Annotated in this window: 16 protein-coding genes; 8 read left to right on the top strand and 8 right to left on the bottom strand. The window is 58.4% G+C overall.

Annotated features, from left to right (window positions below):
* The first annotated feature begins 1 nt into the window (after position 1).
* The 3 genes from IB252_RS28690 to IB252_RS28680 are packed head-to-tail and all read left to right on the top strand — an operon-like array spanning position 2 to position 3,416.
* On the top strand, positions 2 to 1,435 hold the full coding sequence (locus IB252_RS28690) for a CpaF family protein (protein WP_192411025.1): 1,434 nt from the start codon (positions 2 to 4) through the stop codon (positions 1,433 to 1,435).
* Complete coding sequence (locus IB252_RS28685; protein ID WP_192411024.1) at positions 1,432 to 2,418, top strand: type II secretion system F family protein; 987 nt, start codon at positions 1,432 to 1,434, stop codon at positions 2,416 to 2,418. The genes IB252_RS28690 and IB252_RS28685 overlap by 4 nt, the downstream gene beginning before the upstream one ends.
* Before the next feature lie 29 nt (positions 2,419 to 2,447).
* On the top strand, positions 2,448 to 3,416 hold the full coding sequence (locus IB252_RS28680; RefSeq protein ID WP_192411023.1) for a type II secretion system F family protein: 969 nt from the start codon (positions 2,448 to 2,450) through the stop codon (positions 3,414 to 3,416).
* A 499-nt stretch (positions 3,417 to 3,915) separates the two neighbouring features.
* Here the strand turns inward: IB252_RS28680 and IB252_RS28675 are convergent, their stop codons facing one another.
* From IB252_RS28675 to IB252_RS28650, 6 genes are all read right to left on the bottom strand, one after another.
* Positions 3,916 to 4,185, bottom strand: a complete 270-nt coding sequence (locus IB252_RS28675) for a DUF3613 domain-containing protein (protein WP_192411022.1) — start codon at positions 4,183 to 4,185, stop codon at positions 3,916 to 3,918.
* Between the two features lie 18 nt (positions 4,186 to 4,203).
* Positions 4,204 to 4,914 carry a tetratricopeptide repeat protein gene (locus IB252_RS28670; RefSeq protein WP_192411021.1) on the bottom strand — a complete coding sequence of 237 codons (711 nt, stop codon included), beginning with the start codon at positions 4,912 to 4,914 and terminating at the stop codon, positions 4,204 to 4,206.
* A gap of 119 nt (positions 4,915 to 5,033) precedes the next feature.
* Entirely contained in the window at positions 5,034 to 6,266 is a 1,233-nt protein-coding gene (locus IB252_RS28665; protein ID WP_192411020.1) for a type II and III secretion system protein family protein, read from the bottom strand.
* Between the two features lie 637 nt (positions 6,267 to 6,903).
* Positions 6,904 to 7,545: a LysE family translocator gene (locus IB252_RS28660; RefSeq protein ID WP_192411019.1), complete on the bottom strand. Its 642-nt coding sequence runs from the start codon at positions 7,543 to 7,545 to the stop codon at positions 6,904 to 6,906.
* Position 7,546: 1 nt separating this feature from the next.
* Entirely contained in the window at positions 7,547 to 8,317 is a 771-nt protein-coding gene (locus IB252_RS28655; RefSeq protein WP_111451755.1) for a 2OG-Fe(II) oxygenase, read from the bottom strand.
* Between the two features lie 92 nt (positions 8,318 to 8,409).
* Entirely contained in the window at positions 8,410 to 9,036 is a 627-nt protein-coding gene (locus IB252_RS28650; protein ID WP_192411018.1) for an alanyl-tRNA editing protein, read from the bottom strand.
* A gap of 90 nt (positions 9,037 to 9,126) precedes the next feature.
* Between IB252_RS28650 and IB252_RS28645 the strand changes: the two genes are divergently transcribed.
* Positions 9,127 to 10,125 carry a LysR family transcriptional regulator gene (locus IB252_RS28645; protein ID WP_192411017.1) on the top strand — a complete coding sequence of 333 codons (999 nt, stop codon included), beginning with the start codon at positions 9,127 to 9,129 and terminating at the stop codon, positions 10,123 to 10,125.
* Between the two features lie 223 nt (positions 10,126 to 10,348).
* Here IB252_RS28645 and IB252_RS28640 read toward each other — a convergent pair whose 3' ends face one another.
* Together IB252_RS28640 and IB252_RS28635 are read right to left on the bottom strand one after the other, a co-directional pair.
* On the bottom strand, positions 10,349 to 10,756 hold the full coding sequence (locus IB252_RS28640; protein ID WP_008152400.1) for a PA2817 family protein: 408 nt from the start codon (positions 10,754 to 10,756) through the stop codon (positions 10,349 to 10,351).
* 74 nt (positions 10,757 to 10,830) lie between these two features.
* Complete coding sequence (locus tag IB252_RS28635; protein ID WP_192411016.1) at positions 10,831 to 13,278, bottom strand: acyl-CoA dehydrogenase; 2,448 nt, start codon at positions 13,276 to 13,278, stop codon at positions 10,831 to 10,833.
* A gap of 249 nt (positions 13,279 to 13,527) precedes the next feature.
* Here IB252_RS28635 and IB252_RS28630 point away from each other — a divergent pair, with 249 nt between their 5' ends.
* The 4 genes from IB252_RS28630 (at position 13,528) to IB252_RS28615 (ending at position 16,696) form a co-directional block, all read left to right on the top strand.
* The gene (locus IB252_RS28630) at positions 13,528 to 14,187 is read left to right on the top strand and encodes a transglutaminase-like domain-containing protein (RefSeq protein ID WP_192411015.1); all 660 of its coding nucleotides are present in this window, start codon (positions 13,528 to 13,530) and stop codon (positions 14,185 to 14,187) included.
* A 43-nt stretch (positions 14,188 to 14,230) separates the two neighbouring features.
* Positions 14,231 to 14,854: a glutathione S-transferase family protein gene (locus tag IB252_RS28625; RefSeq protein WP_111451760.1), complete on the top strand. Its 624-nt coding sequence runs from the start codon at positions 14,231 to 14,233 to the stop codon at positions 14,852 to 14,854.
* Positions 14,855 to 14,987: 133 nt separating this feature from the next.
* Positions 14,988 to 15,920 (top strand): ABC transporter ATP-binding protein, encoded by a 933-nt coding sequence (locus tag IB252_RS28620; RefSeq protein WP_192411014.1) that lies wholly within the window; start codon positions 14,988 to 14,990, stop codon positions 15,918 to 15,920.
* Positions 15,917 to 16,696, top strand: a complete 780-nt coding sequence (locus IB252_RS28615; RefSeq protein WP_192411013.1) for an ABC transporter permease — start codon at positions 15,917 to 15,919, stop codon at positions 16,694 to 16,696. Before IB252_RS28620 ends, IB252_RS28615 begins: the two co-directional genes overlap by 4 nt.
* The last annotated feature ends 123 nt before the right edge of the window (positions 16,697 to 16,819 follow it).

Below are 16,819 nucleotides of genomic sequence, written 5' to 3'. Positions count from 1 at the left end.
CATGATCAGCGACTTTCGTAACCGCTTGCGCAAACAGTCCGGTAAACCCGCCGCTGCCCAACCGGGCGACGACCTGTTGGATCCGGTAGAGGAAATAATGGCGTGGGAGCGTGCAGCGCCGGACGTTCTTTACGAAACCAGAAGTCAGGTCACCCCGGTGGAGGCCGAGTGGCGGGAAAAGATCTACCAGCAGTTGCTCAAGGTCATGGACCTGTCCTTGCTGGACTCCCTTGAGCAGGCCGAGGCTACTCGGCAGATTCGAGATATTTGCCTGCGTCTGCTCGATGAACACTCGGCACCGGTGAGTACTTCCAGCCGGCAATTGATTATCAAGCAGATCACCGACGAGGTGCTCGGTCTGGGGCCTCTGGAACCGCTGCTGGCCGATCACACTGTGTCCGACATTTTGGTCAACCGGCATGACTCAGTGTATGTCGAGCGCTTCGGCAAGCTGCAACGCACCGATGTGCGTTTTCGCAATGATCAGCATTTGCTGAACATCATTGACCGCATCGTCTCCAGCCTGGGTCGGCGTATCGACGAGTCTTCGCCGTTGGTGGATGCGCGGCTCAAGGACGGTTCGCGGGTCAACGCGATTATTCCGCCGCTGGCCATCGACGGCCCGAGCATGTCGATCCGGCGTTTTTCCGTGGACCTGCTCAATACCGACAGCCTGATCCAGGTGGGGGCGTTGACCCCGGCCATTGCCCTGCTGCTCAAGGCGATTGTCCGTGGGCGCTTGAACGTGCTGATTTCCGGCGGTACTGGCTGCGGCAAGACCACCATGCTCAATGTGTTGTCCAGTTTCATCCCGCACAACGAGCGGATCGTTACCATCGAAGACTCAGCCGAACTGCAGTTGCAACAGCCCCACGTGGTACGCCTGGAAACCCGGCCTTCGAATATCGAGGGGCGTGGCGAGGTGAGCCAGCGGGAGTTGGTGCGCAACAGCTTGCGGATGCGTCCGGACCGCATTGTGATCGGCGAAGTGCGCGGTGCCGAGGCGCTGGACATGCTGACAGCGATGAACACCGGTCACGACGGCTCGTTGACCACGATCCACGCCAACACCGCACGCGATGCGCTGGGGCGGATCGAGAACATGGTGTCGATGACCGGGGCGACCTTCCCGATCAAGGCCATGCGCCAACAGATCGCTTCGGCCATCGGAGTGGTGATCCAGTTGGAACGCCAGGAGGACGGCAAGCGTCGCCTGGTCAGTGTGCAGGAGATCAACGGCATGGAGGGCGAAATCATCACCATGACCGAAATCTTCTCCTTCGTGCGCCAAGGCATAGGCGAAAACGGCGAAGTACTGGGTGATTTTCGGCCCAGCGGCATGATCCCCGCATTCCGCGATGTGCTGGCCAAGCGCGGCATCGAGTTGCCGCTGACGATGTTCAGGCCTGAGTGGATGGAGGCACGGCAGTCATGAGCCATATTTCCGGTGAATACATTCTGATCTTCCTCGGTATGGTGTTTATCGCTGTCTTCCTCCTGGCTCAGGGGGTGGCGGTGCCGGTGTTCGGTGAAGCGGGCAAGATGCGCAAGCGTATCCGCAGCCGCTTGCATGTCATGGAGAGGGCCAACAATCTGCCAAACATGCAGAGCGTGCTGAGGCAGAAGTACCTGACACGCTTGTCGCCGCTGGAGGCCAGGCTTGAGCAGTTGCCCTTTATGGAGGCGCTGACGCAAATGATCGAGCAGTCCGGGCACGAATACCGGGCTTATCGGGTACTGCTGCTTGGGCTGGCACTGGGCGTCTGGGCGGGCATCTTGATCTGGATGATCTCGTCAGTCTGGTGGATGGCGCTGGTGGTGGGTTTCGGGGTGCTCTGGTTGCCACGAATGAAAATCGCTCGTGACCGTAGTAAACGCTTCGCCGAGTTCGAGGAGGGTTTGCCGGATGCGCTGGATGCCATGTGCCGGGCCTTGCGCGCCGGGCACCCGTTCAATGAAACCCTGCGTTTGGTGGCTGAGGAGCACAAGGGCCCGGTGGCTCAAGAATTCGGACTGGCCTTTGCCGATATTAACTATGGCAATGATGTGCGCCGGGCCATGCTCGGCCTGCTGGAGCGGGTGCCGAGTATGACGGTGATGATGCTGGTGACGTCGATCCTCATTCATCGCGAGACCGGCGGCAATCTGACCGAGGTACTGGAGCGTTTGAGTCGCTTGATCCGCGGGCGCTTTCGCTTCCAGCGCAAGGTCAGGACCTTGTCGGCCGAAGGACGAATGTCGGCCTGGGTGCTGGTGGCCATTCCCTTCGTGCTGGCGGCGGTGATCCTGGTCACAACCCCCAGCTACATGCCTTTGCTGCTCAATGATCCGGTCGGTCATAAGCTGATCGTCGGGGCTTTCGGCGCCATGTTGCTCGGGATTTTCTGGATCCGCCAAATCATCCGTATTCAGGTTTGAGCGGTATTCGCTACGCGGAGGTGCAGGTCATGGACTATTTGCTCGGGTTGTTCAGTCGGGTGACGAGTAATGAGGTGCTGGCGCGCCTGTTGTTCGTCAGTGCGATCGGTTTGAGTACGGTGCTCGCGGTCGTCACCGTGGCGTTGCTGTTGTTGGGGCTGCAGGATCCAGTGCAGCGTCGTCTGGCGCTGATCAAGCGTGGTCATTTAGGGAGCGCAGCCGGACAGGATGCGCCGAGTAATCTGCAATTGTTGCTGGAGCGAGTCGGTCAACGCTTTGGCGCGACTGAAGCGGCCAAGGCGTCCGTTACCCCAACCCTGTTGATGCATGCCGGTTACCGCTCGTCATCGGCGGTCCAGATGTACTGGGCGGTGCGCTTGCTGTTACCTCTGATACTGGTTGGCCTTGCGCTGTTGCTGTTGCCGATGATCCCCAGGCTTTCTCTGACGATGGGGCTGTTGTTGGTGTTTATGGCTGCGGCTGTCGGGTGGCTAGTGCCAGCGCTGTATGTTCAAAAGCGCAAGAAGGCTAGACAACTCCGGCTGCGTACCGCCTTTCCGGATGCCCTGGACCTGATGGTGGTCTGCGTGGAGTCAGGTCTGGCCTTGCCCCTGACTATCGAGCGGGTGGCTGAGGAAATGGCGGTCAGCCAGGTTGAGCTGGCTGAGGAACTGGCGCTAGTCAATGCGCAAATTCGTGCTGGCATTCCCAGTACCGAGGCCCTGAAACAGCTGGCTGTGCGCACCGGGCTGGAAGACGTACAAGGTTTGGTCAGCCTGTTGGCGCAGAGTATCCGCTTCGGCACCAGCGTGGCCGATACCCTGCGCATCTATGCCGATGAGTTCCGTGACCGGCGTACGCAGGCCGCCGAAGAGATGGGGGCGAAAATCGGCACCAAGCTGATATTCCCACTGATTTTATGTCTGTGGCCGAGCTTCTTTTTGGTTGCCATTGGCCCCGCCCTGATCGGGGTACTCAAAGTGTTCGGGAAGCTTTGATATGAACAGGGGGCATGTGCTGTCGAGTCAGATGGCCTTGCCTCCTAAGCCTGATTTGCACGTCCTGCCATAAATCTACATCTCTCCTGAGCTGCAGAAGGCTGCGATCTTTTACTTTTGATCTGTTGAGGCAATAAGTTTGCCTGCCAGAAAAAGCAAAAGATCGCAGCCTTCGGCTGCTCCAGAGATTGCGTACATCTATTAATCACGGGTGGATGTGGCCTGGCGCTGATTGTTGCGATCAGGCTGGTCAAGGCGGAAGCAATGGTTGCTAGGCGCCCCTTCAAGGAACACCGACGCGGGAGGCGTCGGAGCCTGCGATCTTTTGATTTTTATGGCTGAGGGACCGCTGAAGAGCAAAGGATCGCAGCCTTCCAGCTCCAGGGTAATCCGGCCAGGATTAGATAATTTCAATGCTTTCCTGCACACGACATTAAGCCCGGCTTTGCAGCCAGGCTACTCTGGACTACGCCAGAGGCTGATCACCCATAGACAGGCCTCAGTTGCCGGAGGTAATTTTCCCCGCTGTATCCTGGTCATAAAACTCCGGAATCGGGTAGTTGAAGCTGTTCAGCCAGCGCTGCATGGCCAGGTCACGTTCGGTGGCCGAAGCGGTTTGCAGATTAGGGGAGGCAACCACACCGCGAATCTGCAGCTGCATCCACTGTTCGGTACCTTGTTGATACGGCGAAGAGGGGCCCGGCTCAATGGCCCAGGCAGTGGTGGACAGGCACGCCATGCACACGATCAATAGTCTTTTGGTCTTCATCTCGACTCCTCGTACGTTCTACTTGATCGCACTGGAAGAGGCATCGGCTACCTCAGTCCGGCGATTCCCCTCGGAAGCCACCACCTTGTTGGCGGAGGCCTTGAGTTTTTCCGCGCGGATTTGAGCTTCTGCGAATTGCTTGGGGCTCAAGTCGGCGCGGGTCACGAGTTCGGAAGCCGCCTTCCAGTTATCCTGGTAGATCAGCAACGTCACCATATTGAGTGCCGCCAGTGTGTTTGCCTGCTTGAGTTCCATGGCGGTCATGAACTCAAAACGCGCTTCCGGGATCCGTCGCTGATTGAGGTAGACGACCCCCAGGTCATTACGCATCCTGTCGTCAGTGGGGTCCATCTTCACCGCATTTTCAAGGTGAGCGGCAGCGGCGGCGTTATCATTTTTTTCTGCGGCCAACTGGCCCAGACCATGTTCCCCATCAGCAGCCAGACAGGTGCCGAGCAGACTTTGATACAACGGCCCCGCCTCGCTACGCCCCATCAAGCGCAGCACTCGAGCCTTGCGCAGGCGAACCTGGACCAGGTTATCGGGCAATCCTTCCAGATTCGCCAGGCTGGCATACAAACGGCCTTCGTTGGCCATGTTGTCGGCCAGGTTCAGGGCCAGTTCTTGATCAGAGCCGGGCTTGGCACAGCTCGCCGGTCGCGAAGACAGGCCATTGCTGGCACAACCTGCGAGCATTATTGTCGCCGCTATTGCAATGACTGCTTTCATCGAATGTCCTCTGGCTACAACACGTTGAACGCCTGGCCAATGGCAATGAAGCTGGCCTGGCAAGTGTTCAACATCACCGTTACGAGTGAGGGCGAGGCACGTCTGGTTCAGGCTTCGGTTCATTGCGAGAGCCCACTGAGACTGTCGAAGTTGCCATTTTCCAGGAAGAACATGCGGTAGAAGTTCGGGTCGTAATTGCGCAGTTGCTCGCCAGGCAATGACGGTAGTTGTGCATTCGCAGCCAGTGGCTGGACCAGGTGGGGGGTGACGATCATCAGCAGTTCGCGCTCTTCACGGTTGATGCTGTTGTCGCGGAAAAACGCGCCCAGAATCGGAATATCGCCCAACCCCGGAAACTTGTTCACCCGGGAATCGTTGTGGGTGCTGATCAGGCCGCTGATGACGAAGCTTTCGCCGTCGGCCAGAGAGATGCTGGTATCGGTACGGCGTACGGTCAGGGCCGGGACGATCGTGCCGGCGATGCTCACTGCGTTGGTGAAGTCCAGTTCACTGACTTCCGGCGCCACCTTCAGCGCGATACGGTTTTTCCCGACGATGGTCGGCGTCAGGGTCAGGCGGATACCGAACTCCTTGTACTCGATGGACACGTTATCGCTGCCTGAACTGGGCACCGGAATCGGTACTTCACCGCCGGCCAGGAAGCTCGCACTCTGCCCGCTGAGCGCTACCAGGCTTGGCCGCGCCAGGGTGTAGGCGAAACCACTACCCTCCAGCGCGTTGAGCGCCACCAGGGTATTGCCGGTAGCAAAACTGAGGTTGAACATGTCGTTGTTCACGGGCAGCGACGGCCTGACAATGCCGTTGATGGTGGGCAGGGTTCTCGGCGAGCCGAACAGGAAGTTGCCCCGGACGCCGAAAATCGAGGCGGAAGCTTCCTTGAGCTTGGTCCGGCTGACTTCAACGAAGCGGATATCGGTCTGCACCTGGCTTGGCAGCAGCGGGTCGTCGGAAGGCACCGACGGCACGCTGGTCAGCGCCGCGGTGGCCTTACCCTTGACGAACACCATGCTTTGGCGCGGCGTTTTCGAACAGGCGGTCCAGACCATCAGGCTGGTGGTCCCCGGTGCAACGCCCGTGAGTATGAAGGCGTTGTTGCTACTGTTTGCACTGGATTGCACGTCGGCAATTTTCGGGTCACCCACCGCCAGTTGTGTTATCGGAACGGGGCTGCGCAATTCACTTTGCAGCCCCTGGCCGACCTCATACGTTGTCGGCCAACTGTCCAGTTGCGAACAATTGTTCGGCGCGGCCTGAGCCGCATTCACGCTGAGGCCTGTCCAGAACAGGCCATGGATGATTCGCTTGAAAGCGGGCACGGGACGAAGGCTCATTTAATACATCCTCACTGGATAGGCCATCTTTAGGCTGACTGATTTGTCACGGATCACTTCACGGGGACCGGACTATCCCCCCCAATGCGTCAGACCACTTGTCCATGGTCTTGGTGTTATTCCTTACGTGCTACACACGAGCGAGCGCAATTCGCTGATCTGGCTGGATAGCGAGCGACCTTTGCTAAAACGGTTTTTAGTGATCCGGTTACCTGGACTGCTCGCCAGAGCGAAACTTGCGGCTATGGACGGTACTGTCCGCCGACGTGGCTCCCCCGGAAAGTAATCGGCAATGAAGGTACAGAGCCGGAAAACGCCTGACAGGATCATAGAGAGGTAACTCCTTTTGCCTATTCACCATCTGATCACTGAAGCTAACGTGAAAACTCGAGCCGTTATGACTTCTTATTGCTTGAACGTTAGTTCAATCAAACCAAAGTGCCATGATTTTTAAAAAAAACCACGGGTGCAAAGACTGGAGAAAGGCGGGCGGGAGAGCGGTGCAGGCAAGGTCATAGCGCAGTGCCGTTGCCTGATATTGACGGGTTATGCTGAGGGGCCAGTCCGTAGAACCGTACGTACGGTGGTGTGAGAGGACGGCGGCTGTAAAGCCGCCTCCTGCTCGATTCACGGGTATTTACATCGACAAAATCAACCGACCGGCAAACAGGATCAGGATCACTCCCATGCTCCGTTCGAACCAGTGCCCCAGGCGCATGAACAACAACCGCACCTTGTTGCTTGAAAAGAACAGCGCAACGATGACAAACCACAGTGCGTTCACGAAACACATCCAGAGACCGTATAGCGCCTGAATCTTGAGTGGTGTCGTGGTGCTGATGATGGTGGTGAAGATTGCCAGGAAAAACAGTGTCGCCTTGGGATTGGTGGCATTGGTCAGAAACCCGGTGGTAAACGCTTTTAGCAGTGTTTGCTCGACCATCGGTTCTTCTGCATTTTTTTCACCCTCCGGCATGGATTTGGGTTGGCTGCGCAGCAGGCTTACGCCGAGGTACAGAATGTAGGCGCCGCCCACGACCTTGGCCACGGTCAACAGCCAAGGGGTGGTGTGCATCAATGCACCGACGCCGAACAGGGTGTAAAGCACATGCACGGAAATGCCCGCACCGATGCCCAGCGCGGTACAGATCCCCACCCATCGACCGAAACGCACGCTCTGGCGGATGGTGACCGCAAAATCCGGTCCGGGGGCGACGACGGCCAGAAAGTGGATAGTTGCCAGCGCCAGGAACTCGCCCAGGTAATTGGAAAGCTGCATCTCAACTCCAGAAGGTAAGGGGTGATGCATTGCCGCGATAGCCGACAAAGAATGAAAGGCTTAAGCGCGGATCGGCCACGCCCGGTGTCACCGAGTGCATGCGGCGTGAATTGAACATGATGAAATCTCCCGGATCCGGACGAATCTCCAGGGTCGGCGGGCCGAGCAGGGACGGATCGATGCCGTAACTGTCGCCGCGCATGTCGTCGAACTGCTCCGGGGAAATATCGTCGTCCCACATCTGCAGCGCGCCACCCTCGATCGGCATGTTGAGGTAAACATTGCAGGCGAACTGCGACTCCAGACTTCGCGCCTGGAAACTGTCCGGGGCGTCCTTGGCGAAAATGTCGTGATGGGCCAGAAAGCACACACCGGGTTTCACTACCCGTGAAAGCCCAACGTACATCTTGCGACCGTACAGATTTTCCAGGTGTGCACCCGCCGGCCAGGACTCGTCGAGCATGCAGCGCAGGGTGTCGACCGGGGACGAGTAGGGCGCACAGCGACTGCGCAACTCCGCAATGTTGCGGGTGGCACGCTCGAAGTAATCTTCGATCAGGAGCGGCTGGTTTTCCGCTTCATAAAACGCCATGCCGATGCGACCGATACTCGGCGCGTTGATGTAACCCTCGAAGCCAGGGGCGAGGATCTTGTCGCCAATCTGAATCGCCAGCGGTCGGGGCAGAAAGCCTTTGACGCGCACGGCGAGGACTTCTTCATTGGCCAGTTTTTTTATGCACGTCTCATCGAGACGCTCGACGTCAAGCATCATGTCTTAGGTCCATCTATCAGATAGTCAACAGAGCCCGCGACCGCAGGCTCCCCCGGCGTCAGGCGATGACAGGAACGGCATCGCCCAAATGCTCAATCCACGCTGTAGTGGACTGACAGCGTTCCCTTCTTCAGTGAAAGGGAAGCGATCATGACCGTGCCCAAATCCTTCAGGCTGCGTACATGGGTGCCGCCACAGCCGTAGGCGGGCAGTTCACCGAAACTGATTTCCCGGGCGCCTTCACGCATCGACGTCAGGCGCGGCAGATCATGGGCGATCCACTGCTCGATGCCGTGCTGAATCATCTCGGCATCAACCTCTTTTGCCGACTCTGCCGGTTTGAATTGCACGCGTCCTTCGCCTGGCCAGTGATGAGCCTTGATCGGCATCCAGCCCATGGCCTGGACGAAGTGGCCGATCAGGTGGCCGGCGGAATGCATGCGTGAATTGAACTGGCGGCGTTGTTCGTCGACCCGGATCTGAGTCATGCCCGGTTTTACCGGATGGTCGACGAAATGAATGATCCGGTCCGGATCCTGAACAACCCGCAGGACACGGCTTTCGCCGATCCAGCCAGTGTCAAAGGGCTGTCCACCACCCTGGGGGTGAAACAACGTGGCGCGTAGCACCACGGCAAATTCGTTCTCGTGGGGCGTGCAATCCAGGACTTCCACATTAGCCTTGAGGTCATCACTATGGAAAAAGAGGCGAAGCGTCATATTCCATGCCCTTATTAACAATTCTATTTTTATTATATGAAGCGTGGAATTGCGTGATAATCCGTTCAAACATCAAAGGACTGTTGCGCTGTGAGCATAAATCTTCCACTACCGCTGCTCGGTGAAATGGCGATCTTCGTCAAGGTTGTCGAGACCGGCAGCTTCTCCGAGGCTGCTCGACAATTGGGTTCTTCTCCCTCAGCGGTCAGTCGCAGCATTTCGCGCCTGGAGAAGGCGCTCGCCACCCGTTTGCTGCAGCGAACCACGCGCAAGCTGCGCTTGAGTGATGGTGGGGAAGAGGTGTTCAAGCGTTGCCAGGATATGGTCAGCGCCGCCAAGTCGGTGATGGAGATCAGCGGTCAGTTCACCCATGAAGCCGAAGGACGGGTGCGCGTCAGTGTGCCGAAGGCGGTGGGGCGTTTCGTGATTCATCCGCATATGCCGGAATTTTTGCGTCGCTATCCCAAAGTGGATGTAGAGCTGTTGCTTGAGGACCGCCAGGTGGATTTGATCGACGACAACGTTGATCTGGCGATTCGTATTACAGATCGGCCACCTGCTGGGCTGGTCGGTCGGCAATTGCTCACCATCGATCACATGCTCTGTGCAACGCCGCAATACCTGGCCGAACACGGCACACCGACCCATCCCCACGACTTGCTCAACCACAGTTGCATCTATCTGGGCGAAACGCCGAGCGATGCACGCTGGAAATTCAAGAAAGGCACCAAGGCTGTCACCGTTGGCGTGCGCGGACGTTATGCGGCCAATCACACCGGCGTGCGGTTGGGCGCAGTGTTGCAGCACATCGGGATTGGCAGCCTGCCGTACTTCACCGCGCGTTATGCGCTGGAGCAGGGGTTGATCGTGCAGGTGCTGCCGGACTGGACCTTTCTGGCGTCCTACCACGGCGGTGCCTGGTTGCTGCATTCGCCAACCCGGTATTTGCCACCGAAGTTACGGGTGCTGATCGACTATCTGGTGGAGTGCCTGGAGAAGGAACCAACGCTGAGCAAGCCGGGTAAGCCAAATGCATTGGGCAGGGGCGTGGCAGAGTATGAGTTGCCCGAGAGTGATGGATTGCTCTGACAGACGCCTTCGCGGGCAAGTCGAACCGTCGCACCGCCGCTCCCACAGTTGATTGAGGTATGCCGCATTATTTGTGATCGGCACGGCCCCCCTGTGGGAGCGGCGGTGCGACGGTTCGACTTGCCCGCGAAGGGCCCCGACCAGCCACTGCATCACTTGAAGCAAGGCACAAAAAAGGCCCGCATGAATCACCATGCGGGCCTTTTGCATTTCTGACCGAGGATCAGTGCTTGCTGTCGTCTTTCGACATCGCCAGCAGCTGTTTTTCCTGGTTCCAGTCGAACGGTTCGTCGTTTTGTTCAGCTTCGAAACGACGTTCTTCCAGTGCCTGATACAAGTCGATTTCATCGTCGGGCATGTAATGCAGGCAGTCACCGGCGAAGTACCACAGCAGGTCGCGCGGGACCAGGTGGGCGATTTGCGGGTAGCGGGTAATCACCTGGCACAGAATGTCCTGGCCCAGGTATTGGCTTTCGATCGGGTCGACCGGCAGCAACGCACGCAGTTCGTCGAAGCGCTCCAGGAACAAGGCATGGCTTTCTTCGGGAACCTGTTCGGCCTCACCTACGGCGACCAGGATGCTGCGCAGGTGGTCGAGCAAGACAAGATGATCGGCAACGACATTGGACACGAGATAAGTCCTCAAGAGCAAAACGGGCGCGGGAGTATAAAGCGCCCGCGCCCCTTTTTACATGACTTGCTGGATCAGCGGACCTTTCCTTTGCCCAGCGCCAGTTCCTTTTTGTCGAAATCATCGACATCAATTACCTTGCGTCGCGCCGCTTCGGCGTCACGCAGGGTCTGCGCTTCCCTGGGCTGCAACACGCCAGCTTCAAGCGCTGCGTCGATGACGTGCTCCCCAGCGACCGGTTTGACCTGGCCACTTTTGAGCGCGACATGAAGCTTTTTGCGCAGCGGTTGCGCGGCACTCAGCAGGTTACACGCATGTTGCAGGGCGCCAACCGGGTCATCAGTGGATTGCGGCCGGTAGCAACCGCCGAGCAACTCTTCCAGGGTCGGATCGCCCTTGGCGCGGCCGATCACCGCCGCCACTTCGGCGCCGAGTTTGTCCGATGGCCCTTTGTGACGACGACCGAACGGGAACACGATCACCCGCAACAGGCAACCCAACACTCTGTTCGGGAAGTTGGTCAGCAGCTCATCCAGTGCTCGTTCCGACTGCCCCAGGCTTTCTTCCATGGCCCAGGTAAACAGCGGTGCCATGTGCCCCGGTGAATCGAGGTCGTGGTAACGCTTGAGCGCGGCGGAGGCAAGGTACATGTTGCTGAGCACATCCCCCAGACGTGCCGAAAGACGTTCGCGTCGTTTTAATTCGCCGCCCAGCAGCATCATGCTCAGGTCGGCGAGCAGGGCGAACGCAGCCGCCTGGCGATTGAGGGCGCGGAAGTAACCCTGGCTGAGCTTGTCGCCTGGCGCGTGTTCGAAGTGACCGAAACCAAGGTTCAGCACCAGCGTGCTGGCGGCGTTACTCACGGCGAAACCGATGTGTTTGAGCAGCAGGCCATCAAATTCAGTGAGTGCCTGATCCTTGTCTTCACGACCGGCGAGGGCCATTTCCTTAAGCACGAAGGGATGGCAGCGAATCGCACCCTGGCCGAAGATCATCAAGTTACGCGAGAGAATGTTCGCGCCTTCCACCGTGATGAAAATCGGCGCGCCGTTCCAGCTGCGACCGAGGTAGTTGTTCGGCCCCATGATAATTGCCTTGCCGCCATGAACATCCATGGCGTGGCTGATGCACTCGCGGCCGCGTTCGGTGAGGTGATACTTGAGAATCGCCGACAGCACCGATGGCTTCTCGCCCAAATCCACCGCATTGGCGGTGAGCATCCGCGCGGCATCCATCATCCAGGCGTTGCCGCCGATACGGGCCATCGCTTCCTGAATACCTTCGAAAGCCGACAAAGGAACGTTGAATTGTTCACGGACCTGAGCGTACTGGCCAGTCACCAGGCTGGTGAACTTGGCGGCGCCGGTGCCGACCGCTGGCAACGAAATCGAACGCCCGACCGACAGGCAGTTCATCAGCATCATCCAGCCTTTGCCGAGCATTTCCTGGCCGCCGATGAGGAACTCCAACGGTACGAACACATCTTTGCCGGAGTTCGGGCCGTTCATGAATGACGCGCCCAACGGCAAGTGGCGGCGGCCGATTTCGACACCGGCGGTATCGGTCGGGATCAATGCCAGGCTGATCCCCAGGTCTTCCTCCTCACCCAGCAAGTGATCCGGGTCGTAGGCCTTGAACGCGAGGCCGAGCAGGGTGGCGACAGGACCCAGAGTGATGTAACGCTTTTCCCAGTTCAGGCGCAGGCCCAGGGTTTCCTTGCCTTCCCATTCACCTTTGCAGATCACCCCGGTGTCGGGCATGGAGCCCGCATCAGAGCCGGCCAGTGGCCCGGTCAGTGCGAAGCACGGGATGTCATCGCCGCGCGCCAGTCGTGGCAGGTAGTGGTTGCGTTGCTCGTCGGTGCCGTAATGCAACAGCAGTTCGGCCGGGCCGAGGGAGTTGGGGACCATCACGGTAGAGGCAAGGTCGCCGCTGCGGGTCGCCAGTTTCATCGCCACCTGGGAGTGGGCATAGGCGGAGAAACCCTTGCCGCCGAACTCCTTGGGAATGATCAGGGCGAAGAAGCCGTTTTCCTTGATGTAGGTCCAGGCTTCGGGAGGCAGGTCCATGGTTTGACCGATCTGCCAGTCGCTGACCATGGCGCAGAGTTCTTCGGTCGGGCCGTCGATGAAGGCCTGTTCCTCTTCGCTCAGCTGCGCTTTTGGATAGGCCAGCAGTTTGTTCCAGTCCGGGCGACCGCTGAACAGTTCGCCATCCCACCAGACCGTGCCGGCATCGATTGCATCGCGTTCGGTTTGCGACATCGGTGGCAGGGTTTTCTGGAACCAGCTGAACAGCGGCGCGCTGAAAAATTTGCGGCGCAGGTCGGGCAACAACAAGGGCGCAGCCACAGCCGCGATCAACACCCAGAGAACCAGCAGCAACCAGCCTGGCGCGCGGCTGAAAGCGCCCATCGCCACCACGTAAACGGCAACGACGCACAGGGCGGGCAGCGGGGCGACACGACGGTGGGCTAAATAAGCAATCCCGACAACCAGAACCAGTATCCACAACAGCAGCATATTTAATCCTCCGTGAAACCAGGGCAAAACCAACTTTCAGAGCTTAGACGGCATCCGCAAAACAGGGTGGTCAGAGCGATGTGATTGAAATCGTGGGAAACCTTCGATGAGTTTTGTAGGCCCGGTGGGCAACAGGCCGCGGAAATCGTTCGTTGGGCGGGCGGCAAAGCGCCCATGTTTGGCCGAAACGTCGTTATCTCTGTGCTGAACGTGTCGCTAGACTCGTGGCTTCCCCAGGAGATTGTTCTCATGCACGCGTATCTGAGTCCCGGCCGCTTCATCGATAGTGACCACTCGTCGGTGGTGGAGTTCGCCGAAAAACATCGCGGCAACAGTCGTGACCCTCTAGAGCAGGCGATCAATCTCTATTACGCCGTGCGCGAAGCCGTGCGTTACAACCCTTACACCTTCAGTCTCGACCCGAATACCTTGCGCGGCAGTTATGCGCTGGCAGCGGGGGAGAGTTATTGCGTACCCAAAGCCACGCTGCTGGCCGGTGCCGCCCGGCATTGCGGGATTCCCGCGCGGATCGGGCTGGCGGATGTGCGCAATCATTTGTCGACGCCGCGGTTGCTCGAGTTGCTCAAGAGCGACGTGTTCGCCATGCACGGTTATACAGAGCTTCACCTGAACGGCCGCTGGGTCAAAGCCACGCCAGCGTTCAATCAGGGCTTGTGTGAATTGTTCAATGTCGCACCGCTGGAATTCGACGGCATCAACGACAGCGTTTTCCATCCGTTCAATCGCGACGGCGAGCAATTGATGGAATACCTGATCGACCACGGCCAGTTCACCGACGTGCCTGAAGCGTTCTTTTTCGAGCACCTGGAGAAGTGCTATCCGCATCTGTTCAGCGACCAATCGCCCGTGCTGCCGGGTGACATGCAGAGCGATTTGAGTCGCGCCTGATCCGGCGTATGCTGCCTGCGCATTCATCCATAAAGAGGCGGTCATGTTGAAGATCTGGGGTCGGAAAAACTCGTCGAATGTCAGAAAACCTTTGTGGGCCGCCGAGGAGCTGGGCCTGGCCTATGAAGCCATCGATGCCGGCGGCGCCTTTGGTGTCGTCGATACGCCGCAGTACCGCGCGATGAACCCCAATGGCCGCGTGCCGGTGATTGAAGACGAAGGTTTCGTGTTGTGGGAATCCAACGCCATCGTGCGTTACCTGATGGCTCGCCACGCCAGCGGCACGGCCTGGTATCCAGAGGATCTGCAGTCCCGGGCTTCTGCCGACAAGTGGATGGACTGGACCACTTCAAGTTTTGCCGGACCGTTCCGCACGGTGTTCTGGGGCGTATTGCGTACCCCGGAAGACCAGCAGGACTGGCCTGCAATCAACGCCGCGATCAAGGAGTGCGATGGCCTGCTGTCCATGGCCAACCAGGCGCTGGCGACCCAACCCTACCTGTCCGGTGATGAGATCGGCATGGGCGACATTCCTCTGGGCAGTTTCATTTATGCCTGGTTCGAGATGCCGATCGAGCGCGCACCGCAGCCTCATCTGCAAGCCTGGTATGCACGCCTGAAACAGCGTCCGGCGTATCAGAAAGCGGTTATGACCGCGTTGACTTAATACTCACTATCGACACGCTTGACTGTACTTGTGTGGCGGCGGCAAGCACCATTGCGCTCGTGCGCCGCGGTTGTATTCGTCGCCGCCCACCCTTATTTGTCCCTTTCTTCCCTTCTTGGTGCGTAAATCCGATATGAGTTCCGCTCTGTCCATCCGGCAGCTAACCAAAACCTACGGCAACGGTTTCCAGGCCTTGAGTGGTATCGATCTGGACGTCGCCGAAGGTGACTTTTTCGCCTTGCTCGGCCCCAATGGCGCCGGCAAATCCACGACCATCGGCATTCTCTCGACCCTGGTGAACAAGACCAGCGGGACGGTGAATGTTTTCGGTCACGATCTGGACAAGAATCCTGCGCAGCTCAAGCGCTGCATCGGCGTCGTGCCCCAGGAATTCAACTTCAACCAGTTCGAAAAAACCTTCGACATCGTCGTGACCCAGGCCGGTTATTACGGCATCCCGCCGAAAATCGCCAAGGAACGTGCCGAGCAGTACCTCACCCAGTTGGGCCTGTGGGACAAGCGCGATGTCCCGTCACGTTCACTGTCCGGCGGCATGAAGCGTCGACTGATGATCGCCCGTGCGCTGGTTCACGAACCACGCCTGCTGATCCTCGACGAACCGACGGCGGGTGTGGACATCGAACTGCGTCGCTCGATGTGGACGTTCCTCACTGAGCTGAACAAGAAAGGCATCACCATCATCCTCACCACCCACTACCTGGAAGAGGCTGAGCAGTTGTGCCGCAACATCGGCATCATCGATCACGGCACCATCGTCGAGAACACCAGCATGAAACAGTTGCTCAGCCAACTGCATGTGGAAACGTTCCTGCTCGACCTCAAAAACACAGTGCAAACCGCGCCGCAGTTGCTTGGTTACCCGACCAAGCTGCTCGACAGCCACACCCTTGAAGTTCAAGTCGACAAGGCCATGGGCATCACCGCGCTGTTCACCCAATTGGCGCAACAGAACATCGAAGTGTTGAGCCTGCGTAACAAAACCAATCGCCTCGAGGAGTTGTTCGTGTCCCTGGTGGAGAAAAATCTGTCGAAGGTGGCGGTATGAGTTCCGAGCTGCAACCCAATCTCGTTGCCCTCAACACCATCGTTTACCGAGAGGTCAGGCGCTTTACCCGGATCTGGCCGCAGACGTTGCTGCCGCCGGCCATCACCATGGTTCTGTACTTCGTGATCTTCGGCAATCTGATCGGCCGGCAGATCGGTGACATGGGTGGTTTCACCTACATGGAGTACATCGTGCCGGGGCTGATCATGATGTCGGTGATCACCAACTCCTACGGCAACGTGGTCTCGAGTTTCTTCGGCAGCAAGTTCCAGCGTTCCATCGAAGAATTGATGGTGTCGCCGGTGTCGCCGCATACGATTCTGATCGGTTACACCCTGGGCGGCGTACTGCGTGGCTTGATGGTTGGGGTCATTGTGACCCTGCTGTCGCTGTTCTTCACCCAATTGCAGGTGCATCACCTGGGCGTGACCATTCTGGTGGTGGTGCTGACGGCGACGATCTTCTCGCTGCTGGGCTTCATCAACGCCGTGTTTGCGCGCAACTTCGATGACATCTCGATCATCCCGACATTTGTGCTGACACCGCTGACTTACCTGGGCGGGGTGTTCTACTCGATCTCCTTGCTGCCGCCGTTCTGGCAGACCGTGTCCCTGGCCAACCCGGTGCTGCACATGGTCAACGCCTTCCGTTACGGCATTCTTGGCGTTTCGGACATCAGGATCAGCGTGGCGATCACCTTCATGCTGGTGGCGACCGTGGTGTTGTACATCGGTTGCGCACGGCTGCTGGTCAGTGGTCGCGGGATGCGTACCTGAGGAAGACCGAGTCGCTTTCATCGCGGGCAAGCCTTGCTCCTACAGGAGCAAAGCTTGCTCGCGAAGGCGTCAGCCCAGACACCACAAAAAAACGGCCTCTAAAAAATGGAGGCCGTTTTGCGT

The organism is Pseudomonas sp. PDM10 (assembly GCF_014852295.1).
Lineage (GTDB): Bacteria > Pseudomonadota > Gammaproteobacteria > Pseudomonadales > Pseudomonadaceae > Aquipseudomonas.
The sequence above is the reverse complement of the archived record's forward strand: the minus strand, read 5'-3'. Positions and strand labels throughout refer to the sequence as shown.